This window comes from Thiomonas sp. UBA7699 (assembly GCF_002482605.1).
Lineage (GTDB): Bacteria > Pseudomonadota > Gammaproteobacteria > Burkholderiales > Burkholderiaceae_C > Thiomonas > Thiomonas arsenitoxydans.
Map to the genome: position 1 here is coordinate 96,858 of NZ_DLGH01000009.1, position 24,872 is coordinate 121,729.

A 24,872-nucleotide genomic window follows, 5' to 3' on the forward strand; every position below is an offset into this window, starting at 1 on the left:
TTTACTGCACGGCCACCACACTCTTCTTGCCGTCCTTGTCGAACGTCGAGATGGTGATGGTGGCGTCCACCAACTCACCGGTCTTGGTGAAGTGGATATCTTTCTTGGTCACGCCGTTGTAGTCGATGTTCTGGATGAAGGGCAGGTACTTCTTCGGATCGACTGACTTGGCTTTCATCATCGCATGCGCAAGCACCATGGTGCCATCATACGAGTAAGGCGAATAAAGCTGGAACGCGCTGGCGCCGAACTCGGCGTCATAGCGCTTCTTCCAGGCTTCGCCGCCCGGCATCTGGCTCAGCGGGGAGCCGCCTTCGGCGCAGGTGACGCCAGCAACGGCTTCACCCGCGAGCTTGCCCAGTTCCGGTGCGCAGATGCCATCGCCGCCCATCAGCGTGGCCTTGATGCCCAGTTGGCGCATCTGGCGAACCAGCGGGCCGGCCTGGGGATACATGCCGCCGTAGAAAATGATGTCCGGCTGCGATGCCTTGATCTTGGTCAGAATGGCGGAGAAGTCGGTGGCTTTGTCGTTGGTGTACTCGCGATCCACCAGTTTCATGCCGTCTTTCTGGGCCGTCTTGGCGAACACGTCGGCCACGCCCTGACCGTAGGCGGTACGGTCATCGATCACGGCGACGGTCTTGGCTTTCAGCGTGTTCTTGGCGTAGTTGGCCAGACCTGCGCCCAGCGCGCTGTCGTTGGCGATGATGCGGAAGAAGGTCTTGAAGCCTTGTTGCGAAATCTTGGGATCGGTGGATGAAGGGGTGATGTTGGGGATGCCGGCGTTGTTGTAAATGCGCGAAGCGGGGAAGGTGCAGCCGGAGTTCAAGTGGCCGACGACGCCATTGACCTTTTCATCAACGAATTTTTGCGCCACGGTGGTGGCTTGTTTCGGGTCGGCTTGGTCGTCCTGGGCATCGACCTTCCACTCGACCTTTTTGCCGCCGATGACGATGTTCTGCGCGTTCAGATCTTTGATGGCCATTTTCACGCCGTTGGCGTTGTCCTGGCCGAAGCTGGCTTGCGGGCCAGACAGGGGAGATGCGCTACCGATGGTGACGGTGATGGTGTCCGCAGCGTAGGCGGTGCCAATGGCCATGGACAGGGCCAGCAGCGGAGCGACGTATTTCAGTTTCATGAATGAGCCTCCAATAGGAAAGACGTGTGTTGTGTTGTGAAGTCAGCTTGAATCTGACAGGGCGATACATTAACCGAGTTACAGAATTTTGAACAGATCGCCATTACCAACACTAGCAAGCAATGTGCCTGCTGGCGTTTGGGTTGACCGTCTGGCAAAACTATTTCAGTTCAAGCGGTTTCAAGCTTGCTGCAACGCCTCGGCGAGCGAGGCGCGCAGGGTTGGCTTGAGGGTGTCGAACAGTCTGGCGGCCAGTTGGGGAGCCAGCGCATCCAACTCGGCATAAACCAGTTCCAGCAACTGCTGCTGCAGCCCGGGTGCGATGCGCAGCCAGAGTTCGTCGAGGTCGATGGCGGGCACCTCCAGCAACGGAACGTCTGCAGACTGTGCAAGCTCGGGGCCGCGATAGACCGCCTGCGCATAGGCCGAGGGCTGGACTGTAAACGGGGGGTCGACGATGTCTTCCTCGATCACGGCATCCTCAGGCTCCAATCGCTCGGTGAGCACGGGCAAGACGACAGGGTTGGGCGGTAAAGATTTCATGATCGGGACGGGATGATGGCGGGATCGAATCCGGCGGCCCGATAAGCGCGCAGGCGTTCGCGGGCGGCGGGCTTGTCGGGCCCGTTTTCACTGACGAGTTCGATCACCCGCTCCAGAGATTCCCAGCCGGTCACCAGACCGGGGCCGAGATTCACCAGGGCAGTCACCCGCCCGGCCCGGGGCAGATCGGGCTGAGGCGCCAGGATGACCGGCGTTTTGTCAGCGAGCGGGTCGTCCTGCCAGACATGCGGCACAAAACTGCCGGGCTGAAAAGTCCACAACAACGGATCGAGTTCCGTGAGCAAGGGCTCGGGCGCGGCTACCAGCACGCGAGCGCCGCGCTGTGTCGCCGTGCGCAGCAGCCCACAGGCGTAACGCAGCGGGTCAGGCAGGTTCACACGAAACTCGACTGAGCAGGGCATGATGGCGCGCAACGGCGGGTTGCCGGACAACGCTTACTGCGCCTGCGACAGCAGGTAGCTGACCAGCAGCGGCACCGGGCGGCCGGTGGCCCCCTTGTTGGCGCCGCTGTTCCAGGCCGTGCCCGCGATGTCGAGGTGCGCCCAGCGGTAGTCTTTGGCGAAACGCCACAGGAAGCAGGCTGCGGTGATGGCGCCAGCAGGGCGCCCGCCGATATTGGCCACATCGGCGAAATTGCTCTTGAGCGCATCGGCGTAGTCGGTCTCAAGCGGCATGCGCCAGCAGGGATCGAGCGTGGCGCGACCGGCTTCGAGCAGCGCGTCGGCCAGAGCGTCGTCTGCGGTGAACAGGCCGCTGTTGACCTTGCCCAGCGCAATCACGCAGGCCCCGGTGAGCGTGGCGATGTCCACCACCGACTGCGGTTTGTAGCGTGCCGCGTAGGTCAGCGCGTCGCAGAGGATGAGGCGGCCTTCGGCGTCGGTGTTGAGAATTTCGATGGTCTGACCCGACATGCTGGTCACCACATCACCGGGTTTGATCGCGCCGCCGTCGGGCATGTTCTCGGTGGCCGCGATCAGGCCGACCACGTTGATCTTGGGTTTGATGCGGGCAATGGCCTCGAACGCGCCCAGCACCGACGCGGCTCCGGACATGTCGAACTTCATTTCGTCCATCTCGGCGCCGGGCTTGAGCGAAATGCCGCCGGTATCGAAGGTCACGCCTTTACCGACGAGCACATGCGGCGCGTCTTTCTTGCCCGCGCCGCGATATTCCAGCACGATGAACTTGGGCGGCTGCACCGAGCCCTGCGCCACGGCCAGAAACGAACCCATGCCGAGCTTTTCCATTTCCGGACGCCCGAGCACCTTGCAGTCCAGCCCGTGGAATTTGGCCATCTTTTTCGCCATTTCAGCGAGGTAAGTGGGCGTGCAGTAATTGGCCGGCAGATTGGCGAGTTCGCGCGTGAGGCGCACGCCGATGGCGACCGACTCGGCCTGCTGCAGGGCGGCTTTCGCCGAAGCCGGCACGGCATCGCCCCCCACGGCGCAGAGCTGAACGGCTTCGAGCGCAGGGGTATCGGCGTCTTCGACGTTACGCGTCGTATCGAAGCGGTAGAACACCTCGGAGAACACCGTGGGCGTGAGTTCAGCCAGGGTATCCAGGCCATTGACCGACAGCAGATGCGCCTGCTTGACCGGCAAGGTCTTGAGCATCTGGGCGGCGGCCTGCAGCGCCTTTTTCCAGTCGCGCAATTCCGGCTTGGCCGCCAGCCCCACGAGCAGCAGACGCCGCGCCGCGACTGCGGTGGGCCGGTGCAGTGATAGAACGCTGCCAGGCTTGGCCTTGAAATCGCCATCCACGGCCAGTTGGGCGATCAGGTTGTCGAGTGCGTCCGCATCGTTCAGACCGCTGGCGCCGCGCCCCTCGGGCACAAAGACCACCAGGGCATCGGTTTTGGTCTGAAGCGGCTTTTTGACGGCGGATATACTGAATTTCATGTTCAGGGTTCCTGAGTGAGTGTGGCTGCATTATTCCATCGCGCTTCGCTTTACGCCCCCCAGCGGCCCGCCGCCCACATCGCCCCAGCCGCCAGTTTTCCTCATGCTCCTCGATTTGACCCTGCGCCGTGAAATGAGCCGCAATTTCGGCGGCGCTTTCACCGTGCTGTTCACCGTGGTCATCACCCTGATGCTCATTCGCATTCTGGGTCAGGCGTCCGATGGTCAGGCCAGCCCGCAGGATGTGTTTTTGCTCATCGGTCTGACCGCGCTGAGCTATTTGCAGATCGTCATCACCCTGTCACTGTTTCTGGCGGTGCTGCTCACCTTCACCCGCATGTGGCTCGATTCCGAGATGACCATCTGGCGCACCACCGGGGTGGGGCGGCTGCGTTTGATGATCAGCGTGCTGCGCTTTTCGTGGCCCATTCTGCTGTTGATCGCCGCGCTCACCCTGTTTGCCTGGCCCTGGGCCAACCAGCAGTCCACGGCGTTGCGCATTCGCTTTGAGCAACGCTCCGACATTTCGCGCGTGGCACCGGGGCAGTTCCGCGAATCGGCCACGGGCAAGCGGGTGTTTTTCATCGACAAGGGCGCGCAGGCCGGGGGGGTGGCGCACGACATCTTCATCCGCGATGACACCTCGGGCCAGACGGTGCTGATCACGGCGCGATCGGCGCAGGTGCAGCGCATCGATGGTCAGCCCTTTCTGGTGCTGAGCAACGGCAACCGCTACGCACATACGCCGGGGCAGGCCAACTACACCATCACCTCCTTCGATTCGCTGGACATGCGGCTCGATGCCACCGCGGGCTTGAGCAATGTGGCGGGCAATAAGACCGGGCCGGTCAACTGGCTCACGCAGCCCAACCGCAACGTGCCCACCGAGTATCTGTTCAACCCCGCCATTCCCAACTGGCTGGGCGAACTGTCGTGGCGGCTGGGTGTGCCGTTGTCTGCGGCCTTGCTGGCCTTGATGGCGCTGCCGCTGGCCTCGGGCTCGGTGCGAACCGGCCGCGCGGGCAGCCTGATCAGCGCCATTCTGGTCTACCTGATTTATTTCAACCTGCTCAATGTGCTGCAAGGCTGGATCAGCGAAGGCCGGGTGGGATTTACCAGCGGCTTCCTGCTGGTGCATGGCGGCGCGGTACTGTTCCTGTTGCTGCTGCTGATGCGGGGCAACGGCTGGCTGCACCGCCTGTGGCCAGGCCGCGCACGATCCGGAGCACACGCCTGATGCGCACGGTTCGCCGCTTTCTGCTGCTGCATGTGCTCAGCGCCGTGGGTCTGGTGACCCTGGCCTTTCTCGCGCTGCTGTTTTTCATCGACATGCTCAACGACCTGAGCAATCTGGGCAAGCCGGGTTTCAGCCTGAGCGGCACCCTGCTGCATGTTGCGCTGAGCATGCCCAGCCGCGCCTATGAAGTCTTGCCCATCGCCACGCTGGTGGGCGGCGTGTTCGCGCTGGCCTCTTTGGCTGCGAGCAGCGAGTTCACCATTCTGCGAATTTCGGGACTGAGCCCGCGCGCAGCGCTGGGTTTGCTGCTGCAACTGGCCGCCGCGCTGGTGGTCACCTTGTTCCTGCTCGGTGAGTGGCTTGCGCCGGCAGCCGGGCAACTGTCGGCTCGGTTGCAGGCCGGGGGCGGTTCCGGCATCGGCACCCAATTGGCTTCGGGCGTTTGGCTGCGCAACGATTCAGACCGAAGCGGCAATCAGACCGTCAACATCAAGGCCATCAACACCCGAGGCGATCTCACTGACATCCACATCTATGTGCTCAATGCCCAGGCGCAGATTGCTGCCGAACTGCATGCGCCCAGTGGCCAGTACGAAGGCGGCGGCACCTGGATGCTGCACAACGTCACCCGCACCGAACTCCCGCAACAGACCGGCGCCGCCTTGAAAGTGACCCAGTTGCCGAGCTATCGCTGGCAGACCTCGCTCTCGCCCAGCGTGCTCGGGGTGCTGCTGCTGTCGCCCGACAAGATGTCGGCCATCGATCTGTGGCGCTACATCCAGCATTTGCGCGCCAATCATCAGGCGGCCGAACGCTATGAAATCCAGCTGTGGAAAAAGCTGTTCTATCCCTTCAGCGTTGTGGTGATGTTGCTGCTGGCCCTGCCCTTCGCTTACCTGCACACACGCTCGAAAGGCGTCAGCGGCAAAGTGCTCGCAGGCATCGTGCTGGGAATCGCGTTCATCTTGCTCAACACCCTGTTTTCCAGTCTGGGCATTTTGGGAACGTGGCCGCCGGCCATCACCGCGGCCATGCCCATGCTGCTGTTTGGCGGACTGGGGCTGATCGTGTTTGCCTGGCAGGTGCGGTTCCGCTAAAACCGGCCGGACAAGGATTGCGATGAACCTGCACCAATTCCGTTTTCTGCAAGAGGCCGTGCGCCGCAAGCTCAACCTCACCGAGGCGGCGCGGGCGCTGCATACCTCGCAGCCCGGCGTGTCGAAGGCCATCATCGAGTTGGAGAGCGAGCTGGGGGTGGAAATTTTCAGCCGCCACGGCAAGCGCATCCGCAAACTCACCGAGCCGGGCGTCGAGGTGCTGCGCAGTGTGGACATCATTCTGCGCGAGGTCGCCAACCTCAAGCGCATCGGGCAGGACTACGCCGCGCGCGATGCAGGCCAGCTCACTGTGGCCGCCACTCACACCCAGGCCCGCTACAAGCTGCCCTGGGTGATTGCCGAGTTCCGCCGACGCATGCCCGCCGTGCAGGTGCAACTGCTGCAGGGCACGCCCGACCAAGTGGCGCAGGCCGTGCGCGAAGAGCGCGCCGATCTGGGCCTGGCCAGCGAGTCGCTGCAGGATTCTCCCGACTTGCTTACCCTGCCCTGCTACAGCTGGCAGCATCTGGCTGTCGTGCCGCACGGGCACGCCTTGTGTGATCGCACCGAGCTCACCCTGGCCGAACTGGCCACCTTTCCGCTGGTGACCTACGAGCCCACCTTTGCCGGACGCCGCCAGATCGATGCCGCCTTCGCCCATGCCAACCTGCAACCGCAGATCGTGCTCGAAGCGCTCGATTCCGACGTGCTCAAAACCTATGTCGAACTGGGGCTGGGTGTGGGGCTGATCGCCGAAATGGCCATCTCGGCTGAACGTGACACCGCACTGCGCGCGCTTCCCGCCGGCCATCTGTTCGGTCAGCAGCTCACGCGCGTGGCGTTCAAGCGCGGCGTGCTGCAACGCAGTTTCGTGCCCCTGTTCACCGAGCTGATCTCGCCCCGCCTGCCGCGCAAACTGGTGGAACAAACCCTGCGTGGTGAGCTGGACGGGCAAGACGTGTTTTCCATCTGATCGCCGCGGTTCCCCATGTCGCTCCAAACTCACCAAACGCCCCACATTGCCTCGCGTCTGCCGCAAGTCGGCACCACCATCTTCACCGTCATGTCGGCACTGGCGCAGGAGCATGGCGCCATCAACCTCGGCCAGGGATTTCCGGATTTTTCCTGCGACCCGCGCCTCATCGACGCGGTGGATCAGGCCATGCGCCGCGGCGCCAACCAATATCCGCCCATGGCCGGGGTTCCCGCCTTGCGGCAAGCGGTGGCCGACAAGATCGCGGCCCTCCACGGTGCGCGCTATGACGCCGACGCAGAAATCACCATCACCGCCGGGGCGACTCAGGCCATTTTCACGGCCCTGCTCGCCGTTGTGCATCCGGGAGATGAGGTCATTGTGCTCACGCCCAGCTACGACAGCTACCTGCCCAACATCGCCTTGTGCGGTGGCGTGGCCCGCACCGTGCCCTTGCAAGCCGACTTCCGCCCGGATTTCGCCGCCATTGCCGCGGCCATCACCCCACGCACCCGTGCCTTGCTCATCAACAGTCCGCACAATCCCAGCGGCACGGTCTGGAGCGAGGCCGATATGCGGCAGCTCGAAGCGCTGCTCGCGCCCACCGACATCGTGCTGATTGCCGATGAGGTGTACGAGCACATGGTGTTCGACGGCGCACAGCATCAAAGCGCCGCGCGGTTTCCCGGCTTGGCCGCGCGTGCCTTCGTGGTGTCGAGTTTCGGCAAAACCTTTCACGTCACCGGCTGGAAGGTCGGCAGCGTCGCCGCCCCGGCCGCGCTCACCACCGAGTTCCGCAAGGTGCATCAGTTCAACGTATTCACCGTCAACACGCCCATGCAGCATGGCTTGGCCGACTATCTGGCCGACCCGGCTCCTTACCGCGATCTGCCCGGCTTCTATCAGGCCAAGCGCGACCGCTTCCGCGCCGGGCTCGCGGCCAGCCGGTTTGAACTGCTGCCCTGCAGCGGCAGCTACTTTCAGTGCGTGCGCTACGACGCCATCAGCGACCTGCCGGACGACGCCTTCTGCCGCTGGCTCACAGCCGAGATCGGCGTGGCCGCCATTCCGCTATCGGCCTTCGAGCCCGACGGACGGCAGCGCGGCGTGGTTCGTTTCTGTTTCGCCAAACAAGACGCCACGCTGGACGCAGCGCTCAAACGGCTTGCTGCGCTGTAGGCCATTTGTCGCGCCACGCCTGCACCGCCTGCGCCAGCAGTTCGGGCAGGGTGTTGGAACGAACGTCCAGCCCCAGCACACCGAGCGCGTGCTGCACGCTCTGCGCCCCGGCCACGAAGGCTGCCGCGCCCTGATGCTTGGAGAGCTTTTGTCCCTGCGCATCTCGCACCAGCGGGGTGTGCAGATAACGTGGCGTCGGCAGGCCGAGCAGACGCTGCAGGGCGATCTGCCGGGCGGTTGACGCGGCCAGGTCTTCCCCGCGCACCACATCGGTCACGCCTTGCGCCGCATCGTCCACCACCACGGCGAGTTGATAGGCCCAGGCGCCGTCGGCGCGTTTGAGCACAAAGTCGCCCACCTCCTGGCTGAGCACCTGAGACTGCGCGCCCGAGCGGCGGTCGCTCCAGCGCAGGGGCTGCGCGGCATCGTCAGGCAGACGCACGCGCCATGATCGCGGACTGCGGCCGTGCAGCCCTGTGCGGCAAGTTCCGGGATAGACCGCCTCTTGCCCGCGCGCCGGCAGGCGGCCCTGCGCGCCAAGTAGCGCCAGAATGTCTGAGCGGGAACAGCCGCAGGGGTAAGCCCGACCGGAGGTGACGAGTTGGTCGAGCGCCTGCTGATAGAGCGCCTCGCGCTGCGATTGCCAAACGGGCGGCTGATCGGGCTGCAGACCGCAGTCCGCAAGTTGCTGCAGGATGCACTCAGCGGCGCCGGGCTGGTTGCGGGTGAAGTCCACATCTTCCACGCGCACCAGCCAGAGCCCGCCATGCGCGCGCGCGTCCAACCAGGAGGCCAGCGCAGCGACCAGAGAGCCCGCATGCAGCGGCCCGGTGGGTGACGGCGCAAACCGGCCGACGTAAGTCTGTATCTGTAGGGATGTCGTCATGCCAGCGGACACTGGCGACCCGGGCTCGATGCCCCTCGCTCAATGCCCTTCAATCAGGGCGTTGATGTCCTGTGCCAGATCTTTGGCCGAGACGCCCTCGCGCTCGAACAGCCGGATCTTGCCCTTGGGATCGAACACATAAAACCCGGCGGTGTGATCCATGGTGTAGCTGCCCGGCGTCTTGCCCGGCACTTTTTTGTAATAGACCTTGAAGTCTTTCGCCGTTAGCGCGATCTGCGCGGGCGTGCCGGTAAGCGCCAGGAAAGTCGGGTTGAAATGAGTGACGTAGGCCTTGAGGATTTCCGGCGTGTCACGCTCGGGGTCGACGGTAACGAACAGAAACTGCACATCGCGGGCTTTCTCGCCCAGATCGTCCATGGCCTGCGCCACCACCTGCATCGATGCCGGGCAGATGTCGGGGCATTGGGTATAGCCGAAGTACATCACCACCACCTTGCCGGCAAAGTCGGCCAGGGTGCGGGTCTTGCCATTGAAATCGGTCAGCGAAAAGCCATCGGCATAAGGCACCCCGGTGATGTCCACGCCGTGAAACACATAGGGCTTGCTGCAGGCCGCCAGCACCAAAGGGGCAAGGGGCGCAAAAGCGGCAGACAGAACCAGCGAGCGGCGTGCGGCAGAAAAGCGGGCGGGCATCAGACGAGCGTTCAGACGAAGTGGAAGTGCAGGTAATGGTCCACCAGCAGGGCGGCGAAGAGCAGCGAAAGGTACAGGATGGAATAGCGGAAAGTCTTGCGCGAGAGCAAATCGCTGTACTCGCGTTTGAGCGCCCAGGCGTAGGCGATAAAAATACCGTCGAGCACCACCGCGCTGGCCAAATAGATCAGGCCGCTCATGCCCAGCACATAGGGCAGCAGCGTCACCGCGCTGAGCAGCAGGGTGTAGAGCAGAATCTGCGTGCGGGTGAACTCGGAACCATGCGTGACCGGCAGCATGGGCAGTCCGGACTTTTTATAATCTTCCACCCGGTAAAGCGCCAGCGCCCAGAAATGCGGCGGCGTCCACAGAAAAATGATGAGGAACAGCAGCATGGCGTCGACCGAGACGTTGCCGCTCACTGCCGCCCAGCCCAGTACCGGCGGCATGGCGCCCGAGGCGCCGCCAATGACGATGTTCTGCGGCGTGGCCGGTTTTAGGAAGATGGTGTAAACCACGGCATAGCCGACGAAGGTGCCGAAGGTCAGCCACATGGTCAGCGGGTTGACCTGGGTGTAGAGCAGCCACATGCCAGCCGCGCACAGCACCCCAGAAAACGTGATGATGACCGGCGCGCTCAGTTCACCATTGGCCGAGGGCCGCCAGGCGGTGCGGCGCATCACCGCATCGATCTTCTGCTCGACCAGGCAGTTGAACGCAGCTGCAGCGCTGGCCACCAGCCAGATGCCCAGCGTGCCGAACAACACCGGCTGCCAAGCCGGCAGGGTGGGCTCGGCGAGAAACATGCCGATGACCGCGCAGAACACGATCAGCTGCACCACGCGCGGCTTGGTCAGCGCATAAAGCTGCGACGCAACTCGCAGGGGGCTGGGAGTGTTGTTGAGAACTTGATGATTCATGAGAGTCTCCTGAAGCAGGCCTCAATGCTTCGGCAAGGGATGGGGCGGCGTCACTTTGACGAAGGCCGAGCCGAGCGATTCCGAAGGCGCTTGTTGACGCGCGGTGGCGCTGACGCGGTAAATCCCCATGACGAGCAGCAGCATCAGGACGGCTGAGCCGCCGTTATGCGCCACGGCAACGATCAGGGGATGTCCCTCGGTGACCAGCACGATGCCGAAAACGACTTGCAGCACCACGGCAATTGCAATCCACATCGCCAGACGGCGCAATGCTGTAAAACGCCAGAGCGCCGCCACGGCCGCAAACACCGCCGCGGTGGCGACGATGGCGAACAGGCGATGCCCCCATTGAATGGCCACCAGCGCGGCCTCGGTGATCGGCTGGCCGTCACCGGTCAGACCTAGGTGGCGCCAAAGCGTGAAGCCCTGCGCCCAGTTGGCATTGGGGTCGAAACTTCCATTGCAGGTAGGAAAGCCGCTGCAGGCCAGCGCGGCGTAGTTGGTACTCGTCCAGCCGCCGAGGAAAATCTGAATGCCGACCGCGATCATCGCGATCCACAGCAAAGCGCGCGTGAGCGTACCGGCGTTCACGCTCACCAAATCTGCCCGGTTTCGCATCCAGAACCAGGCCAGTAGCGCCAGCAGGATGACGCCCCCCATGAGATGCAGGGTGACGATCAGGGGAATCAACTGCATGGTCACCGTCCATTTACCGAACAGGCCTTGCAGGACCACCCAGAAAAAGAGCACGATCGGCAAGCCGAGCTTGATGTCTTCTCCATGTTTTTTCGCCCAGATCGCCCGGGCCAGCAGCACCATGATCAGCGTGCCGATAATGCTGCCGGCGTAGCGATGGATCATTTCCACCCAGGCTTTGAAGGGGCTCACATAGCCCTGGGTGCCGCCTTGCTCTTCTACCGCCTGCGCGATCTGCTCATGCGCCTGCAGCGGCGTGAACTTGGCATAACAGCCGGGCCAGTCGGGGCAGCCCAGGCCGGAGTCGGTCAGGCGCACATACGAGCCGAACATCACCAGATCAAGGGTGAGGAACACCAGTACCGCGGTGAGCTTGGACCAGCGCATTTTCAGCCCCATCCAAAACACCCCGGCCAGCACCAGCACCCACACCAGCGCCTGCACCCAGTGCAGAGAAAACTGCCAAATGGCATTGCTTGCGACACTCATTGGACGGGCTCCACATGCTTGAACTTGATACCGGCGTTGTTGTAGAGCAGCTTGGCGAGCACACGCCGCATCCGGGTGGGATCGGGGTTGGCCGGAAACTGCATCATCAGGTGGCCGAACGGATCGACTAGCCAGGTCGGCCCCTGCAAGCTGCCGTCTTTGTGAGGCAGCCAACTGGCCAGTTGTTGCGGGTTGCCGCGCAAGATCAACGTTCCTTCGGCCGGCTCCAACACGCCTGGGTTGATCGGCGCATTGTCCGTCACCAGCCAGACGCGCACGACCTGGTCGCGGTTATCGCCCTGGGCGATGCGGATCTGCCGCATGTAAAACAAGGATTGTTGGCACTCTTTGTCGCAGGCGCCCGGCGCTGCCATCACCATCAGCCAGTAGCCCTCGAGCCGTTTCAGGCTGTAGGGTTGACCGTCCAGCGTTTTAAGGCCCAGATTCAAGGGAATTGGGCGCTGCGGCTCGACCAGACTGCCGTAAGGCGGCTTGCCCGCAGGATGGACGACGTAAAACAGAAAAAACGCGGCCACGATGGGCGCTGCCGCCATGGCGAACAACAGCCACAGCGTCAACATCGACCGCGGTTTGCGCACAGGCGGCTGGGCGGAGGGGGGCAGGCTGGAGGTCAAGGGAGAGCTCACGGTCAGGGCATCAAGTCAAAGGCGTCGAAACAATCAATCGGTCAATTCAGGGCTGAACGTGCGGTCATAGCACATGCGGTGCAGTCGGGCCTTCGGCGCCACGCTTTGACTTGGTCTTGCGCAAACGCTGAAAGACAAAATACAGCAGTAACACCACACCCGTGGCACTCATGCCAAACCACTGAGCGGCATAGCCATAGTTGGTGCCGACTCCGGTTTTCGCTGCGGGCCACTGCCTGCCAAGTCCATCGTGCAGGTCGCCTGACTGTCTCAACACGAAGGGCAGAAGCTTGATGTGATGAAAGTCCGCGTACTTCTGCAGATTGACGTTCTGGCGTATGACCTGGCCCGGCGGCTCGGTGAAAAACGAAAACCATTCTGATGGCGGCGGGGCAATAAGTCCATCGATCACTGTCAATCCTTGAGGCGTTTTATAGGGCTTGATCAAGTCCATCGCCTGAAAATTTCGCGGCACCCAACCGCGCAACACCATCAAATAGGTATCGCTACCTGCGAGCTTCAAGGGCGTCAGCACCCAGAAGCCCACCTGCTCGTTCTGCTGTCGGTTCTGCAGGTAGATCGTCCACTGCTCGGCAAACACGCCACGCGCTTCAGCGCGCCGCCAGACATCGCGACTGAGCCGAACTTCGGCCTGACCGATCTGCAGCGGATGCGCCTTTTCGCGCTGATCCATCTGCAGATTAAGCGCCTCTTTTTCGTGTGCGCGGCCCAGTTGCCAGAATCCGAGCGACGTCGTCACTCCGATCACCAACAGCCCCAAAATGATGATCAGCAACTCTTTGGGGCCAAAGGCCTTCTCAGACATCAGCATCCCGGAATCTGAGGTAATCTGTTTAGACATCTGCACAAGCCCGCACCATGAAAATCCTGATCCCCATCGCCTTCCTGCTCATCATCGGCAGCCTGTTTTCCGGCCTGTTCTTTGTGATGAAGGATAAGGGCAAAAGCAATCGCGCTGTGTACGCACTGACTTTCCGGGTGGGATTCTCGGTCTTGCTTTTTTTGATTCTGATCATCAGCTACAAGATGGGGTGGATACACCCACATGATGTCGGGCAATAACCCGAACAAAAATGCGCCGCAACATGCGGCGCATTTTTTTGCTGAGTGGAGCTTAGAGCCAGTAAACCAAGACGTACAGCAGCAACCAGACCACGTCAACGAAGTGCCAATACCACGCGGCGCCTTCGAAGGCGAAGTGATGATCTGCGGTGAAATTACCCCTGATCAAGCGAACCAGCACTACGGACAACATGGTCGCACCGAGAAACACGTGGAAACCGTGAAACCCGGTCAGCATGAAAAAGGTCGAACCGTAAATACCTGAGGTCAGTTTCACACCCTCAACGGTGTAAGCGTGGTGATACTCATAGCCCTGCATGAAAAGGAACAACACACCAAGCGCAATCGTCAGTGACAGCCAGAAAATAGCCTTACCGCGATGCGATGCCCGCAGCGCATGGTGAGAAATGGTGAGCGTGACGCCAGAACTCAGCAGCAGTGCGGTGTTGATGGTCGGAATAGGCCAAGGGCCTAGCGCCTCATGCAAGGACGGAATCAAGCCGCCCGGACCGGTGGACGGCCAAGTGCCCGTGAAATTCGGCCACAGAATCTTGCTGTGTAGGGCCGAGAGATCCGGCAGAGAAAATTCGCGTGAGTAATACAGCGCGCCAAAAAACGAGGCGAAGAACATCACCTCGGAGAAGATGAACCAGGCCATGCTCCAGCGAAAGGATGTATCGACGCGCTGGCTGTGTTTGCCGCCCTCGCTCTCACCGATCGCCTGACCGAACCAGTGGTAAACGACATACACCAGCCAGAGGAAACCGGCCAACAACAGCCACTCCATGTGCCGTACGCCATTAAACCAGAGCCCTGCGCCAAACGCCATCGCCAGCAAACCCGCCGCCGTCAGCAGGGGATATGCGGAAGGCCCAGGCAGAAAATAGCCATGGGGCTGGGTTGTAGATGCCATATTGCCTCCTGTTATGTGCGCGCCGCGCTTGAAATCACTAAATTAACGATCAATATCAGTCCGACCACAAAGACCAAAGCAGCCAACAGTCCTGCCGCAATGATGTGCTCGGGTTTTGCATTCTGAAAATCTTTACTTCGCTCACTCGATTTGCGTATTCCGGCAAAAGACCAGAGTACGGCAACCAATGCGCGCAGGAAAGAAGGCTGAGAAGGTGAGCTCAACGCATATTTCCTTGATGAAGAGAGAGCGACAGCACCAGTACTGATGGCCTGTCGCTCTCGTTCGTCAAAAACCGAGAACCTGTGCCTTGATCAGATAACCGAAGTAAATCGCCAAGGCAATACTGACCATAATCATCGCCGTTTTGAAATTCTGGCGGCGTTTTTCGGGAGGAAGTTGGCGATTACTCATATCTGATCTCAGTTATAACCCAGCACACGGGTGGCATCGGCATTCAGCTTGGGAGGGGTTTCATAAGTGTGGAACGGCGCCGGGGAGGGAACTTCCCATTCCAGACCTTCCGCACCTTCCCAGGGACGTTGAGGGGCTTTTTCACCCTTGCCGCGCAACACCGGAATCACCACTGCGAACAGGAAGTAAGCCTGTGACAGACCAAACAGCCAGGCGCCGATGGTGGATATCTGGTTGAAGTCGGTGAACTGCACCGGGTAGGCCACATAACGACGCGGCATGCCAGCCAGACCCAGGAAGTGCTGCGGGAAGAAAGCGATGTTGAACGAGATCATCGAGGTCCAGAAATGAATCTTGCCTGCGGTCTCGTTGTACATCACACCCGTCCACTTGGGCGACCAGTAATAGAAGCCCATGAAAATGCCGAACAGCGAACCTGCGACCAGCACGTAATGGAAGTGCGCAATCACGAAGTAGGTGTTGTGCACCTGCGTGTCGATGGGCACCATGGCCAGCATCAGGCCAGTGAAACCGCCCAGGGTGAACACGAAAATGAAGCCCACGGCGAACAGCATGGGAGTTTCAAACGTCATGGAACCGCGCCACATGGTGGCCACCCAGTTGAACACCTTCACGCCCGTGGGAACGGCGATCAGCATGGTGGCGTACATGAAGAACAGCTGTCCGGTCGTGGGCATGCCCGCGGTGAACATGTGGTGCGCCCAGACCAGGAAGGACAGAATGGCGATGGAGGCCGAGGCATACACCATCGAGCTGTAGCCGAACAGACGCTTGCGGGCAAAGGCCGGGATGACGGAGCTGACAATACCGAAGACCGGCAGAATCATCACGTACACCTCGGGGTGGCCGAAGAACCAGAACAGATGCTGATAGAGCACCGGGTCACCGCCGCCGGTGGCACTGAAGAAACTGGTGCCGAAGTGGCGGTCAGTCAGAGTCATGGTGACGGCGCCAGCCAGCACCGGCATGATGGCCAGAAGCAGGTAAGCGGTGATCAACCAGGTCCAGACGAACAACGGCATTTTCATCAGCGTCATGCCTGGGGCGCGCAGATTGAGAATGGTGACGATGATGTTGATCGAACCCATGATCGACGAAGCGCCCATGAGGTGGATGGCGAAAATCACCAGATCCATGCCCATGCCTTGCTGCAGGGTGAGCGGGGCATACAGCGTCCAGCCCACACCCGGGGCGCCGCCTGGCACGAAGAACGAGGCCGTCAGCAGAATGCCTGCGGGAATCAGCAGCCAGAAGCTGAGATTGTTCAGCCGCGGGAAGGCCATGTCGGGGGCACCGATCTGCAGCGGAATCATCCAGTTGGCAAAGCCCACCAGCGCGGGCATGACCGAACCGAAGATCATCATGATGCCGTGCATGGTGCCGAAGGCGTTGAACAACTCAGGGTTCAGCAGCCAGACATACGGTTTCCACAACTCGGTGCGAATCGCTAGGGCCAGAATGCCGCCCTCGAACAGCATCCACAAGGCAAACAGCAGATACATCGTGCCGATGTCTTTGTGGTTGGTGGACATCAGCCAACGGCGCCAGCCGTGCGGATGTTCGTGGGCATGATCACCGGCGTGAGCCGATGGCGGTGCGTGATCGATGACTGCGCTCATAGTGCTTTCCTTTCCTGCCATTCCAGAAAATGTTGATACTTCGTTCTAAACTCGGCTGCTTTTAGGGTTTGTCTCTCACCACACCGGCTCAGGTCTTGCTGGGCGCCGCGCCGTCGGCTGGCGGGGTGCTGTCGGGATGCGCCTTTTTCCACTGCGCAACCCACTGCTCGTATTCGGGCATAGTCACGACCTTGATCACGATGGGCATGAAGGCGTGGTACTTGCCGCAAATCTGGGCGCACTGCCCGTAGTAGGTGCCGGTTTTCTCGGCGGTGAACCAGGTCGACCGCACAAACCCGGGAATCGCATCCATCTGCACACCCAGCGAGTTGACATAGAAACCGTGCAGCACGTCATCCGAGGTGGTGACAATCTTGATCTTTTTGTCCACCGGCACGACCAGTTCGTGATCGACGGCCAGCACGAAGTTGCTGGGCAGATCCTTGCCTTCGTAGATTTCCGAATAAGGCGTGGTCAGGGTGGACCAGAAAGAAATGCCCTTGCCCGGACCGGCCATGTAGTCGTAGCCCCACTTCCACTGCGCGCCCGTCGCCTTGACGGTCATGAAGGAGTCGCTGTGGTTTTCCTGCGCGATCACGGTACGGGTCGCCGGAATCAGGATGGCAATCACGATCAGAATGGGGATAATCGTCCAGGCAATCTCGACCTTGGTGCTTTCATGGAAGTGGGCCGCTACGGCGCCCTTGGATTTGCGGTGCTTGTATACCGAATAGAACATCGCCCCGAACACCACGATACCGATCCCCAGACAGACCCAGAGCATCATGTCCATCAGGAATTTTTCCTGCTTGGCGATGGGCGAAACCGGGTTCTGGAAATACAGCCCCAGCACCTGCGGCCCACCCGGCAGACTTTCCACTGCGGCATGGGCCGCGCCCATGACGCCCAGCAGCGATGCTGCGGTGGCCAGACGGATTTGATGTATTGCTTTCATGTCGCCCCACTCTAAGAATTGGTCTCGTCCCTAAAACACTTCAAAGGGCCCGCAACGCGGCCCTCAAATCTTTTGCCAGCACGGCACGCCGCTCGGGGCGCGAATACCGGCCGATGTAAACCGTGCGACCAGCCGAAGACACTTCAACCAGCCCGCTTTCTGGCAGCGACACCCGCACCCAATGCGGATTGAAGCTGACCGACTGCACCACACCCGCGTTTTCCCACTCGACCTGCAACTGCTGCGTCGACAGACGCACTCGTTCGCGGTCCGTGGCATGACGCCCATACACCACCAGCGCCAGCGCCACCGACCCCAACTCAATGCCAGTGAACGGCAACACCAGCGAGCCGCCCACGTCCCACGCGATAGACGCAACGATCAGCGACACCACGCACAGCGAGGCGTAAAACACAATCAGCTGTCGCGGCGACATAGAGCAGTTGCGGCGGAACACCCAGTCGCGCATCCAGCCCTCGCCTGCCTCCCGATCAGGCGCTTGGCCAGACGACTGCTCAAGCGCCACCCCAGCCTCGGCTGCAGGGACATCCTGCGGCGGGAGGTTGGATGCGCTTTGCGGAAGATCAGCGTGGTGCATTTGCGTCAATCGGGGTCACAACCCGGCATCTGTGCCAAGCCATGACGGGTCTATATGAGTGAGCGATTATAGGTGCGACAGAATGACGCATCGAAAATCACGGCATCAGTTGATCTGATTTTGCGTGAGATCAAGATGGGCCCGTTACATTTCGATCCATCTATGTGACCGCCATCCATCGCGACGATTTGCCGCAGTTTTAGCCCCGATGGGTACGGGTCGGCAATCCGGGTTGACGCGCAGTGTTGCGCAATTGCTCGACGCCGAAAGTGGCCTCTCCAGCCCGTGCCCGCTCGGTGCGCGGGCGAAAAGCGTGCCCATAGACCAGTTCGAAGGTCAGGGTGACGCGGCCATCCGCCTGCGCTGTGGCATTCAGGGCATCGACCAACGCCTGCCAGGCCCGCGGCGTGCGCAGGCCCCGCGAATGCGCGGCGTGAGGCACGGCGCCGAGGGCACGCAGCTCGGTCAGCGCCGCCTGCGCCGACGGCCAGGTCATGCGCACCATCTCCATATCCATCACCGGGTCGGCAAAACCGGCCTGCACCAGTTCGTCGCCCAGGTCGTGCATGTCGGTGAACGCCATCGGCTGCGAGGAATGGCCGAGGACGCGGCATACCTCGCCAAGCTCCTTGAGCGTGTCGGGCCCGAAGGTGGTGAAAAACAGCGCCCCTTCGGGCTGAAGCTGCCGCCGCCAGGCTTCGAGCACCCGCATGCGGTCATGGTGCCAATCGAGATAGAGGTTGGACCACAGCACGTCGGCCTGCGCGGGATATTCGGGGTCTGCCGCATCCACCGCCTGCACCTGCACCCGGCTGGGCCGCCCGAACCAACGCGCCAGCCCCGCACGAGCAAACCGCTTCGAGGCCAGTTGCGCCAGCAGGGGCGAGGGCTCGTAGCCCAGAATCAGCGCGGCGGGATACTGCTTTTGCAGCAAGTCGAGCCCATCGCCCCAGGCACAGCCCGCATCGAGCACGCGCTGCGCCTGCGCCCGCAACAAGGGCAGACGTTCGGCCATGCGGCGCGCGGCTTCCTGCCAGATGTAGGGCGCGGGCCAGCGCGCCAGGCGATCACGCGCGCAGGCCGCAGCCGCCAGCCATCGGGCCTGTTGCTGTGCGGCAAGGAATTGATCGGGGCGATCCATCAGCTTATTCAAGGGACTGCGGCGAAGGCGTCGGCACCGCAGGCGCGGGCGATATAGTGCGGCGATGTCCGCACTTGAGCGTCCTATTTTGCCTGCCTCGCGCTGGTCTGCGCTCTGGCCCGGTCGCTGCGCCCATTGCGACGCGCGCAGCAGTCAGCCGCTGTGCGACGATTGCCTGCATGAAGACCTGCCCCTGCGTCCACGCTGCCCGCGCTGCGCGGTGGCGGTGGCGCAAGAGGGACAGGTCTGCGGCCAATGTCTGCTGCACCCCCCGCTGTGGGCGGGCGCCCTGGCGGTGGGCGACTATCGATTTCCCAACGATCAGTTCATTCTGCGCATGAAGTTCGGCGCAGAACCCGCGCTGGGCCGGTGGTTTGGCGACCTGCTCGGTGGGCGCTGGGCGCAAGCCGACATGCCGCTGCCCGACCATATTCTGCCCATTCCGCTTTCGCGCGAGCGCTTGCTGGAGCGCGGCTTCAACCCCGCGTGGGAAATGGCGCGGCGCATCGCTGCCACGCTGAACCGCCCTGGCAATGCCTACGCGCTGCAGCGGCTGCGGCATAGCGCCGCGCAAAGCAGCCTGCCGCTGGACGCGCGCAGCCGCAACATCCGCGGCGCCTACGCCTGCGATACCCGCTGGGATGGCCAGACCCTGCTGCTGGTGGACGATGTGATGACCTCCGGCGCCACGCTGCATGAAGCCACCCGGGTGCTGCTGCGCCAGGGCGCCGCTGCGGTCTGGGTCGCCATCGCCTTGCGCACTCCTCGCGATTCCAATCCCTGATCTTCCGCATTGCGACCCATGTTCCACATCGTTCTTGTCGAGCCCGAAATTCCGCCCAACACCGGCAACGTCATCCGCCTGTGCGCCAATACCGGCTGCACCCTGCACCTGGTTGAACCGCTGGGTTTTTCGCTGGATGACAAACAGCTCCGCCGCGCCGGGCTCGACTATCACGAATACGCCACGCTGCAAACGCACGCCAGTTGGGACGCGTTGATGCAAACGCTGCAACCGCGCCCCGAGCGCCTGTTCGCTTTCACTACGCGCGGCAGTCGATTGATCGGCTCCGTGCGCTTCGAGCCGGGCGACTGTTTTGTCTTTGGCGCCGAAACCCGCGGCCTGTCCGATGCGGTGCGCGAGCAATTCGCCCCGACGCAACGGCTGCGACTGCCCATGCGCGAAGGCCAGCGCAGTCTCAATCTGTCGAACTCGGTCGCTGTCGCCGTGTTCGAAGCCTGGCGACAGAACGGCTACGCCGGTGGAATTTAAACTTAGGTGATGGACGAGAAGTCGGGTTTGCGCTTTTGCAAAAACGCCATCATCGCCTCGCGCGCGGCCGGTGCGCCCAGCAGCGCCTGAAACACCGCCTCCTCCGAGCGCATGCGCGCCAGCACCGCCTGCGGCCCCTGATCGCCCAGGCCTTTGAGCAGGCGCTTGGTCGCCCGCACCGAGGGCGCAGGCAGACGAGAGAATTTTTCGGCCTGCGCCACGGCAAATTCACGCAGATTTTCGATAGGCAGCACGCGGTTGACCAGGCCCATGCTCAAGGCCTCGGCAGCATCGAACGGTTCGCCCAGCAAGAGCTTTTCCGCCGCGCGCTGGTAACCGGCGATCTGCGGCAGCAGCAGGCTGGACGCCGCCTCGGGGCACAGACCCAAATGAACGAAGGGCAGCACGAACTGCGCGTCATCGGCGGCATAGACCAGATCGCAATGCATCAGCAGCGTTGTGCCCACTCCGACGGCAAAGCCTTGGGCGGCTGCGACCAGCGGTTTGTCCAACCCGGCGAGATGGCGCAAAAACTGCAGCACCGGCGCCTCCTCACCCTGCGGCGGTGCGGAGAGAAAGTCCTGCAGATCGTTGCCCGCGGTGAAGCTGCCGCCTTCGCCTGCGATCAGCACCGCCTTGACATCCGCGTCGGTCGCAGCGCGTTCGAAGGCCTCGTTGGCCGCCTCGTACATCGCCAGGGTCAGCGCATTCTTTTTTTCGGGGCGATTGAACACGATGTGCAGCACCCCGCTGCGCAATTCCACCTGCACCTGACTCATGATGTTGTCTCCCAATTAAAAACCCGGGCGCGCCAGCCCGGGCCTTGGCCGAAGGGCTGCAAACGGCTGCAATCAGACGTTTTCGAAAATGCCCGCAGCGCCCTGCCCCGTGCCGATGCACATGGTCACCATACTGTATTTCGCTTTACGGCGACGCATGCCGTAGATCGCCGTGGCCGCGCGAACCGCGCCGGTGGCGCCCAGCGGGTGGCCCCAGGCGATCGCGCCGCCCAGCGGGTTAAGCACTTCGGGGTTGATGCCCAGATCTTTCACCACGGCGAGCGACTGCGCGGCGAAGGCTTCGTTGAGTTCGATCCAGCCGATGTCGTCGAGCTTGAGCCCGGCTTTGTCCAGCGCCGCAGGAATGGCGAACTTCGGGCCGATGCCCATGATCTCGGGCGGCACGCCGCGCACGGCGAAACTCACAAAACGCGCCAGCGGCACGAGGTTGAACTGTTTGAGAATCTTCTCGCTCACCAGAATGAGCGCGCCCGCGCCGTCCGAGGTCTGGGAGCTGTTGCCCGCGGTCACGCTGCCCTTGGCCGCGAACACCGGCTTGAGCCGGGCCAGCGCTTCGAGCGTGGTGTCGGCACGAGGGCCTTCGTCCACGGTCATCTTGCGGGTCTTGATGACCACCTCGGCGGTGCCCAGACGGGGAAACTTTTCAACGATGTCCAGCGGGGTGATTTCTTCGTTGAACTCGCCTGCGGCAATGCCGGCCAGCGCCTTTTGGTGCGAGGCCAGCGCGAAGGCATCCTGCTCCTCGCGGGTCACCTTCCACTGCTGCGCCACCTTCTCGGCCGTCATGCCCATGCCGTAGGCGATGCCCACATGCTCGTCGTTGGCAAAGATGGCCGGATTGAAGCTGGGATGAAATCCGCCCATGGGCACACGGCTCATGCTCTCGGTGCCCCCGGCGATCATCACATCGGCCTCGCCCACGCGGATGCGATCTGCCGCCATCTGAATGGCCGTGATGCCCGACGCGCAGAAACGGTTGACGGTCACGCCGCCCACCGTGTCGGGCAGGCCGGACAGCAGCGCGCCGATGCGCGCCACATTCATACCCTGATCGCCCTCGGGCATGGCGCAGCCGATGATCGCGTCTTCGATCAACTTGGGATCGAGGTTGGGAACCTGCGCCAATGCGGCACGGATGACGTGCACCAGCAGGTCGTCGGAACGATAGTTTTTCAGCAGCCCGCGAGGGGCCTTGCCCACCGGCGTGCGGGTGGCGGCAACGATGTAGGCGTCTTGAACTTGTTTGCTCATGTTGTTCTCCTGGTGGCGGATCAGTTACGCACCGGCTTGCCGGTCTGCAACATGCCCATGATGCGTTCCTGGGTCTTGCCCTGGCCGAGCAGTTCGCAGAAGTGCTTGCGTTCCAGCGCCATCAGCGTGACCTCGTCGGCCGGAGCGCCCTCTTCCACATCGCCGCCGCACAGCACGGTGGCGATGCGGGTGGCGATTTCGTCGTCGTAGGCGGAGATGAAGCCACCGTCGCGCAGGTTGACCAGTTGCGCGCGGATGGTGGCGATGCCATTGCGTCCGAGCACCGGGAAAGTCTGGCCCGGCATCGGCGGACGATAGCCCGCGTCGAACATCGCCCGCGCCTGGCCCACGGCCACGTGCAGCAGTTCGTGGGCATGCATGACGAGGGCGTCGCTGGGCAGCAGATAGCCCAGATTGCGGCTTTCCAGCGCCGACTTGCCTACCGTGGCCATGGCCGCAGCCTGGAAGCCCGTCTTGAGGAAATGCAGGATGTCACCGCCCTGCGCCTGCTCTGCAGCACGTCGCGCCAGATAGGTAAGGCCACCGCCGCCCGGAATCAGGCCCACGCCCATTTCCACCAGGCCCATATAGCTCTCGAAATGCACCACGCGTTTGGCGCAGTACACGCTCAGCTCGGTGCCTCCGCCCAGGGCGATGCCGCTGACTGCGGCCACCACGGGCACCTGGGCGTAGCGCAGGGTGAGCATCAGATCCTGCAACTTTTTTTCTTCCGGCTCTATGGCCTTGGGGCCACCGGCCATGAAGGCGGGCATCATCGACTGCAGATCGGCCCCGGCACTGAACGGCCCGCCCGACAATGAGGTCGGCTGCCAGACCACTACGCCCTTGTAGCGGCCTTCGGCCAGTTCCACCGCCTTGTGCAGCCCGGAGATGACCCCGGGCCCGATGGTGTTCATCTTGGTCTTGAAGCTGGCGACCAGCACATCGTCGGCGCCGGGCGCCGTCCACAGGCGGATCGACTCATCCTCGAACACGGTGTTGCCCGCAGTGCGCGGGTCGGGCGCGTTCTCGCCCAGCACGGCCTGCTTGAACGGCTGGCGGGCATAGACCGGCAGCTTAGAGCGGCCGATGTAGGCGTTCTTTGCCGCCGAGTAGGAGCCCTCGGGTTTGTGCACGCCGTCCACCTGGCTCACCCAGGCGGGCAGCGGTGCGCTGCACAGCGTCTTGCCTGCGGCGATGTCTTCGCTGATCCAGTCGGCGATCTGCTTCCAGCCTGCGGCCTGCCAGCTTTCGAACGGGCCTTCGTTCCAGCCGAAGCCCCAGCGGATGGCGAAGTCGAGATCGCGGGCGTTGTCGGCAATGTCGGCCAGATGCAGGGCCACGTAATGCCACACGTCGCGGAAAATGCTCCACAGGAATTGCGCCTGCGGATTGCTCGATTCGCGCAGCAGCTTGAAACGCTCGGCCGCGGGTTTTTTCAGCATGCGCACCACGATCTCATCGGCCTTGCCGCCGCCCGGCACATAGTCGCCCTTGGCGGGGTCGAACTTCAGAATGTCCTTCCCCACTTTTTTGTAAAAACCCGCGCCACTCTTCTGCCCCAGCGCGCCATTGGCAACCAGAGTCGCCAGCACGGGCGGGGTGGCATAGAGCGCGGCGAAGGGGTCTTTATCCGCGGGCAGGGTGTCCTGCATGGTCTTGATGACGTGGGCCATGGTGTCCAGGCCGACCACGTCGGAGGTGCGGAAGGTCGCGCTCTTGGCGCGGCCCAGTTTGCTGCCGGTGAGGTCGTCGATGACGTCGAAACCCAGACCGAATTTCTCACCCTCTTTGATCACCGCCAGAATGGAGAACACGCCCACGCGGTTGGCGACAAAGTTCGGCGTGTCCTTGGCCCGCACCACGCCCTTGCCTAGCGTGGTGGTGAGGAAGGTTTCGAGCCGGTCGAGAATGGCGCCGTCGGTGCTTGCGGTGGGGATGAGTTCCACCAGATGCATATAGCGCGGCGGGTTGAAGAAATGCACGCCGCAAAAGCGCTTGCGCAGATCGGCGTCGAAGCCTGCCGACAACGCGGTGATCGACAAGCCGGAAGTGTTAGAGGCGAAGATGGTGTTCGCGCCCAGATGCGGCGTGACCTTTTTGTAGAGATCGTGCTTCCAGTCCATGCGCTCGGCAATGGCCTCGATCACCAGATCGCAGCCCTGCAGCAGTTCGAGGTCGGTCTCGTAGTTGGCTTCGGTGATCAGGCCGGCCTCGGCCGCGTCGCCCAGCGGCGCCGGGCTGAGTTTCTTGAGGTTGGCCACGGCCTTGGTCACGATACCGTTCTTGCTGCCTTCTTTGGCAGGCAGGTCGAACAGCACCACCGGCACCCGGGCGTTGATGCAATGGGCCGCGATCTGCGCGCCCATCACACCAGCGCCGAGTACGGCGACTTTGCGGATGTGTATCGTCTGTGTCATGTCAGC

At 62.4% G+C, this 24,872-nt stretch carries 27 protein-coding genes; 7 read left to right on the top strand and 20 right to left on the bottom strand.

Annotated elements, in window-relative coordinates; translation table 11 throughout:
- Window position 1: 1 nt before the first annotated feature.
- The 4 genes from B3H47_RS03555 to B3H47_RS03570 all read right to left on the bottom strand — a co-directional run bounded on the left by B3H47_RS03555 (window position 2) and on the right by B3H47_RS03570 (window position 3,600).
- Window positions 2-1,138, bottom strand: a complete 1,137-nt coding sequence (locus B3H47_RS03555) for a branched-chain amino acid ABC transporter substrate-binding protein (protein ID WP_013124077.1) — start codon at window positions 1,136-1,138, stop codon at window positions 2-4.
- 180 nt (window positions 1,139-1,318) lie between these two features.
- Window positions 1,319-1,681, bottom strand: coding sequence for a hypothetical protein (locus B3H47_RS03560; RefSeq protein WP_286986056.1), 363 nt, complete (start codon window positions 1,679-1,681; stop codon window positions 1,319-1,321).
- The gene (locus B3H47_RS03565) at window positions 1,678-2,103 is read right to left on the bottom strand and encodes a DNA polymerase III subunit chi (protein WP_156053432.1); all 426 of its coding nucleotides are present in this window, start codon (window positions 2,101-2,103) and stop codon (window positions 1,678-1,680) included. The genes B3H47_RS03560 and B3H47_RS03565 overlap by 4 nt, the downstream gene beginning before the upstream one ends.
- 33 nt (window positions 2,104-2,136) lie before the next feature.
- Entirely contained in the window at window positions 2,137-3,600 is a 1,464-nt protein-coding gene (locus B3H47_RS03570) for a leucyl aminopeptidase (protein ID WP_286986057.1), read from the bottom strand.
- Between the two features lie 103 nt (window positions 3,601-3,703).
- On the opposite strand from B3H47_RS03570, the gene lptF reads away from it, so the two are divergent.
- Genes lptF through B3H47_RS03590 form a run of 4 tightly spaced genes read left to right on the top strand, consistent with a single transcriptional unit; the run spans window position 3,704 to window position 8,086 of the window.
- Window positions 3,704-4,837: an LPS export ABC transporter permease LptF gene (gene lptF, locus B3H47_RS03575; RefSeq protein WP_286986058.1), complete on the top strand. Its 1,134-nt coding sequence runs from the start codon at window positions 3,704-3,706 to the stop codon at window positions 4,835-4,837.
- Window positions 4,837-5,934, top strand: coding sequence for an LPS export ABC transporter permease LptG (gene lptG, locus B3H47_RS03580; RefSeq protein ID WP_276708002.1), 1,098 nt, complete (start codon window positions 4,837-4,839; stop codon window positions 5,932-5,934). Before lptF ends, lptG begins: the two co-directional genes overlap by 1 nt.
- A 22-nt stretch (window positions 5,935-5,956) precedes the next feature.
- Complete coding sequence (locus tag B3H47_RS03585) at window positions 5,957-6,907, top strand: CysB family HTH-type transcriptional regulator (protein WP_013106862.1); 951 nt, start codon at window positions 5,957-5,959, stop codon at window positions 6,905-6,907.
- A 15-nt stretch (window positions 6,908-6,922) separates the two neighbouring features.
- Window positions 6,923-8,086 carry a pyridoxal phosphate-dependent aminotransferase gene (locus B3H47_RS03590; RefSeq protein ID WP_276708000.1) on the top strand — a complete coding sequence of 388 codons (1,164 nt, stop codon included), beginning with the start codon at window positions 6,923-6,925 and terminating at the stop codon, window positions 8,084-8,086.
- Here the strand turns inward: B3H47_RS03590 and gluQRS are convergent.
- From gluQRS to B3H47_RS03620, 6 genes are all read right to left on the bottom strand, one after another.
- Window positions 8,064-8,972: a tRNA glutamyl-Q(34) synthetase GluQRS gene (gene gluQRS, locus B3H47_RS03595; protein ID WP_286986060.1), complete on the bottom strand. Its 909-nt coding sequence runs from the start codon at window positions 8,970-8,972 to the stop codon at window positions 8,064-8,066. The genes B3H47_RS03590 and gluQRS overlap by 23 nt on opposite strands.
- 39 nt (window positions 8,973-9,011) lie before the next feature.
- Window positions 9,012-9,626 carry an SCO family protein gene (locus B3H47_RS03600; protein WP_013124085.1) on the bottom strand — a complete coding sequence of 205 codons (615 nt, stop codon included), beginning with the start codon at window positions 9,624-9,626 and terminating at the stop codon, window positions 9,012-9,014.
- 11 nt (window positions 9,627-9,637) lie between these two features.
- Window positions 9,638-10,546, bottom strand: a complete 909-nt coding sequence (gene cyoE / locus B3H47_RS03605) for a heme o synthase (protein WP_013106866.1) — start codon at window positions 10,544-10,546, stop codon at window positions 9,638-9,640.
- Between the two features lie 21 nt (window positions 10,547-10,567).
- Entirely contained in the window at window positions 10,568-11,731 is a 1,164-nt protein-coding gene (locus tag B3H47_RS03610; RefSeq protein ID WP_013124086.1) for a COX15/CtaA family protein, read from the bottom strand.
- On the bottom strand, window positions 11,728-12,378 hold the full coding sequence (locus tag B3H47_RS03615; RefSeq protein ID WP_286729128.1) for an SCO family protein: 651 nt from the start codon (window positions 12,376-12,378) through the stop codon (window positions 11,728-11,730). Before B3H47_RS03615 ends, B3H47_RS03610 begins: the two co-directional genes overlap by 4 nt.
- Window positions 12,379-12,442: 64 nt before the next feature.
- The gene (locus B3H47_RS03620; RefSeq protein WP_286986063.1) at window positions 12,443-13,240 is read right to left on the bottom strand and encodes an SURF1 family protein; all 798 of its coding nucleotides are present in this window, start codon (window positions 13,238-13,240) and stop codon (window positions 12,443-12,445) included.
- 17 nt (window positions 13,241-13,257) lie between these two features.
- Here B3H47_RS03620 and B3H47_RS03625 point away from each other — a divergent pair, with 17 nt between their 5' ends.
- Window positions 13,258-13,461, top strand: a complete 204-nt coding sequence (locus tag B3H47_RS03625; protein WP_013106870.1) for a twin transmembrane helix small protein — start codon at window positions 13,258-13,260, stop codon at window positions 13,459-13,461.
- Window positions 13,462-13,513: 52 nt separating this feature from the next.
- On the opposite strand, the gene B3H47_RS03630 is transcribed toward B3H47_RS03625, so the two are convergent.
- The 7 genes from B3H47_RS03630 to B3H47_RS03660 form a co-directional block, all read right to left on the bottom strand.
- The gene (locus B3H47_RS03630) at window positions 13,514-14,374 is read right to left on the bottom strand and encodes a cytochrome c oxidase subunit 3 (protein WP_286986065.1); all 861 of its coding nucleotides are present in this window, start codon (window positions 14,372-14,374) and stop codon (window positions 13,514-13,516) included.
- Window positions 14,375-14,385: 11 nt separating this feature from the next.
- On the bottom strand, window positions 14,386-14,598 hold the full coding sequence (locus B3H47_RS03635; protein ID WP_013106872.1) for a DUF2970 domain-containing protein: 213 nt from the start codon (window positions 14,596-14,598) through the stop codon (window positions 14,386-14,388).
- Window positions 14,599-14,662: 64 nt separating this feature from the next.
- Complete coding sequence (locus B3H47_RS03640) at window positions 14,663-14,788, bottom strand: hypothetical protein (RefSeq protein WP_013124088.1); 126 nt, start codon at window positions 14,786-14,788, stop codon at window positions 14,663-14,665.
- A gap of 8 nt (window positions 14,789-14,796) precedes the next feature.
- Window positions 14,797-16,428 (bottom strand): cytochrome c oxidase subunit I, encoded by a 1,632-nt coding sequence (ctaD, locus tag B3H47_RS03645; RefSeq protein WP_013124089.1) that lies wholly within the window; start codon window positions 16,426-16,428, stop codon window positions 14,797-14,799.
- Window positions 16,429-16,516: 88 nt separating this feature from the next.
- Window positions 16,517-17,383: a cytochrome c oxidase subunit II gene (coxB, locus tag B3H47_RS03650; RefSeq protein ID WP_013124090.1), complete on the bottom strand. Its 867-nt coding sequence runs from the start codon at window positions 17,381-17,383 to the stop codon at window positions 16,517-16,519.
- Between the two features lie 40 nt (window positions 17,384-17,423).
- Entirely contained in the window at window positions 17,424-17,981 is a 558-nt protein-coding gene (locus tag B3H47_RS03655) for a DUF2244 domain-containing protein (protein ID WP_286986066.1), read from the bottom strand.
- Window positions 17,982-18,180: 199 nt separating this feature from the next.
- Window positions 18,181-19,122, bottom strand: coding sequence for a methyltransferase domain-containing protein (locus tag B3H47_RS03660; RefSeq protein ID WP_286986067.1), 942 nt, complete (start codon window positions 19,120-19,122; stop codon window positions 18,181-18,183).
- A 64-nt stretch (window positions 19,123-19,186) separates the two neighbouring features.
- Here B3H47_RS03660 and B3H47_RS03665 point away from each other — a divergent pair, with 64 nt between their 5' ends.
- A complete protein-coding gene (locus tag B3H47_RS03665) occupies window positions 19,187-19,906 on the top strand; it encodes a ComF family protein (protein ID WP_286986069.1) in 720 nt (239 codons plus the stop codon).
- 18 nt (window positions 19,907-19,924) lie between these two features.
- Window positions 19,925-20,395, top strand: a complete 471-nt coding sequence (trmL, locus tag B3H47_RS03670; RefSeq protein ID WP_286986070.1) for a tRNA (uridine(34)/cytosine(34)/5-carboxymethylaminomethyluridine(34)-2'-O)-methyltransferase TrmL — start codon at window positions 19,925-19,927, stop codon at window positions 20,393-20,395.
- A gap of 2 nt (window positions 20,396-20,397) precedes the next feature.
- Here the strand turns inward: trmL and B3H47_RS03675 are convergent, their stop codons facing one another.
- From B3H47_RS03675 to B3H47_RS03685, 3 genes are all read right to left on the bottom strand, one after another.
- Window positions 20,398-21,174 carry an enoyl-CoA hydratase gene (locus B3H47_RS03675; protein WP_276731281.1) on the bottom strand — a complete coding sequence of 259 codons (777 nt, stop codon included), beginning with the start codon at window positions 21,172-21,174 and terminating at the stop codon, window positions 20,398-20,400.
- 72 nt (window positions 21,175-21,246) lie between these two features.
- On the bottom strand, window positions 21,247-22,446 hold the full coding sequence (locus B3H47_RS03680; RefSeq protein ID WP_286986072.1) for an acetyl-CoA C-acyltransferase: 1,200 nt from the start codon (window positions 22,444-22,446) through the stop codon (window positions 21,247-21,249).
- A 20-nt stretch (window positions 22,447-22,466) separates the two neighbouring features.
- The gene (locus B3H47_RS03685; protein WP_286986074.1) at window positions 22,467-24,866 is read right to left on the bottom strand and encodes a 3-hydroxyacyl-CoA dehydrogenase/enoyl-CoA hydratase family protein; all 2,400 of its coding nucleotides are present in this window, start codon (window positions 24,864-24,866) and stop codon (window positions 22,467-22,469) included.
- Window positions 24,867-24,872: the final 6 nt, after the last annotated feature.

Excerpts from the sequence above, each read along its gene's own strand:
- B3H47_RS03570 (WP_286986057.1), bottom strand. The coding sequence starts at position 3,600 with ATGAAATTCAGTATATCCGCCGTCAAAAAGCCGCTTCAGACCAAAACC.
- B3H47_RS03565 (WP_156053432.1), bottom strand. The coding sequence starts at position 2,103 with ATGCCCTGCTCAGTCGAGTTTCGTGTGAACCTGCCTGACCCGCTGCGT.
- B3H47_RS03665 (WP_286986069.1), top strand. The coding sequence starts at position 19,187 with ATGTCCGCACTTGAGCGTCCTATTTTGCCTGCCTCGCGCTGGTCTGCG.
- B3H47_RS03585 (WP_013106862.1), top strand. The coding sequence starts at position 5,957 with ATGAACCTGCACCAATTCCGTTTTCTGCAAGAGGCCGTGCGCCGCAAG.
- ctaD (WP_013124089.1), bottom strand. The coding sequence starts at position 16,428 with ATGAGCGCAGTCATCGATCACGCACCGCCATCGGCTCACGCCGGTGAT.
- cyoE (WP_013106866.1), bottom strand. The coding sequence starts at position 10,546 with ATGAATCATCAAGTTCTCAACAACACTCCCAGCCCCCTGCGAGTTGCG.
- B3H47_RS03675 (WP_276731281.1), bottom strand. The coding sequence starts at position 21,174 with ATGAGTCAGGTGCAGGTGGAATTGCGCAGCGGGGTGCTGCACATCGTG.
- B3H47_RS03590 (WP_276708000.1), top strand. The coding sequence starts at position 6,923 with ATGTCGCTCCAAACTCACCAAACGCCCCACATTGCCTCGCGTCTGCCG.
- B3H47_RS03680 (WP_286986072.1), bottom strand. The coding sequence starts at position 22,446 with ATGAGCAAACAAGTTCAAGACGCCTACATCGTTGCCGCCACCCGCACG.
- B3H47_RS03555 (WP_013124077.1), bottom strand. The coding sequence starts at position 1,138 with ATGAAACTGAAATACGTCGCTCCGCTGCTGGCCCTGTCCATGGCCATT.
- trmL (WP_286986070.1), top strand. The coding sequence starts at position 19,925 with ATGTTCCACATCGTTCTTGTCGAGCCCGAAATTCCGCCCAACACCGGC.
- B3H47_RS03660 (WP_286986067.1), bottom strand. The coding sequence starts at position 19,122 with ATGGATCGCCCCGATCAATTCCTTGCCGCACAGCAACAGGCCCGATGG.
- B3H47_RS03620 (WP_286986063.1), bottom strand. The coding sequence starts at position 13,240 with ATGTCTAAACAGATTACCTCAGATTCCGGGATGCTGATGTCTGAGAAG.
- B3H47_RS03630 (WP_286986065.1), bottom strand. The coding sequence starts at position 14,374 with ATGGCATCTACAACCCAGCCCCATGGCTATTTTCTGCCTGGGCCTTCC.
- B3H47_RS03560 (WP_286986056.1), bottom strand. The coding sequence starts at position 1,681 with ATGAAATCTTTACCGCCCAACCCTGTCGTCTTGCCCGTGCTCACCGAG.
- lptF (WP_286986058.1), top strand. The coding sequence starts at position 3,704 with ATGCTCCTCGATTTGACCCTGCGCCGTGAAATGAGCCGCAATTTCGGC.
- B3H47_RS03655 (WP_286986066.1), bottom strand. The coding sequence starts at position 17,981 with ATGCACCACGCTGATCTTCCGCAAAGCGCATCCAACCTCCCGCCGCAG.
- B3H47_RS03610 (WP_013124086.1), bottom strand. The coding sequence starts at position 11,731 with ATGAGTGTCGCAAGCAATGCCATTTGGCAGTTTTCTCTGCACTGGGTG.
- B3H47_RS03640 (WP_013124088.1), bottom strand. The coding sequence starts at position 14,788 with ATGAGTAATCGCCAACTTCCTCCCGAAAAACGCCGCCAGAATTTCAAA.
- coxB (WP_013124090.1), bottom strand. The coding sequence starts at position 17,383 with ATGAAAGCAATACATCAAATCCGTCTGGCCACCGCAGCATCGCTGCTG.
- lptG (WP_276708002.1), top strand. The coding sequence starts at position 4,837 with ATGCGCACGGTTCGCCGCTTTCTGCTGCTGCATGTGCTCAGCGCCGTG.
- B3H47_RS03625 (WP_013106870.1), top strand. The coding sequence starts at position 13,258 with ATGAAAATCCTGATCCCCATCGCCTTCCTGCTCATCATCGGCAGCCTG.
- B3H47_RS03685 (WP_286986074.1), bottom strand. The coding sequence starts at position 24,866 with ATGACACAGACGATACACATCCGCAAAGTCGCCGTACTCGGCGCTGGT.
- gluQRS (WP_286986060.1), bottom strand. The coding sequence starts at position 8,972 with ATGACGACATCCCTACAGATACAGACTTACGTCGGCCGGTTTGCGCCG.
- B3H47_RS03600 (WP_013124085.1), bottom strand. The coding sequence starts at position 9,626 with ATGCCCGCCCGCTTTTCTGCCGCACGCCGCTCGCTGGTTCTGTCTGCC.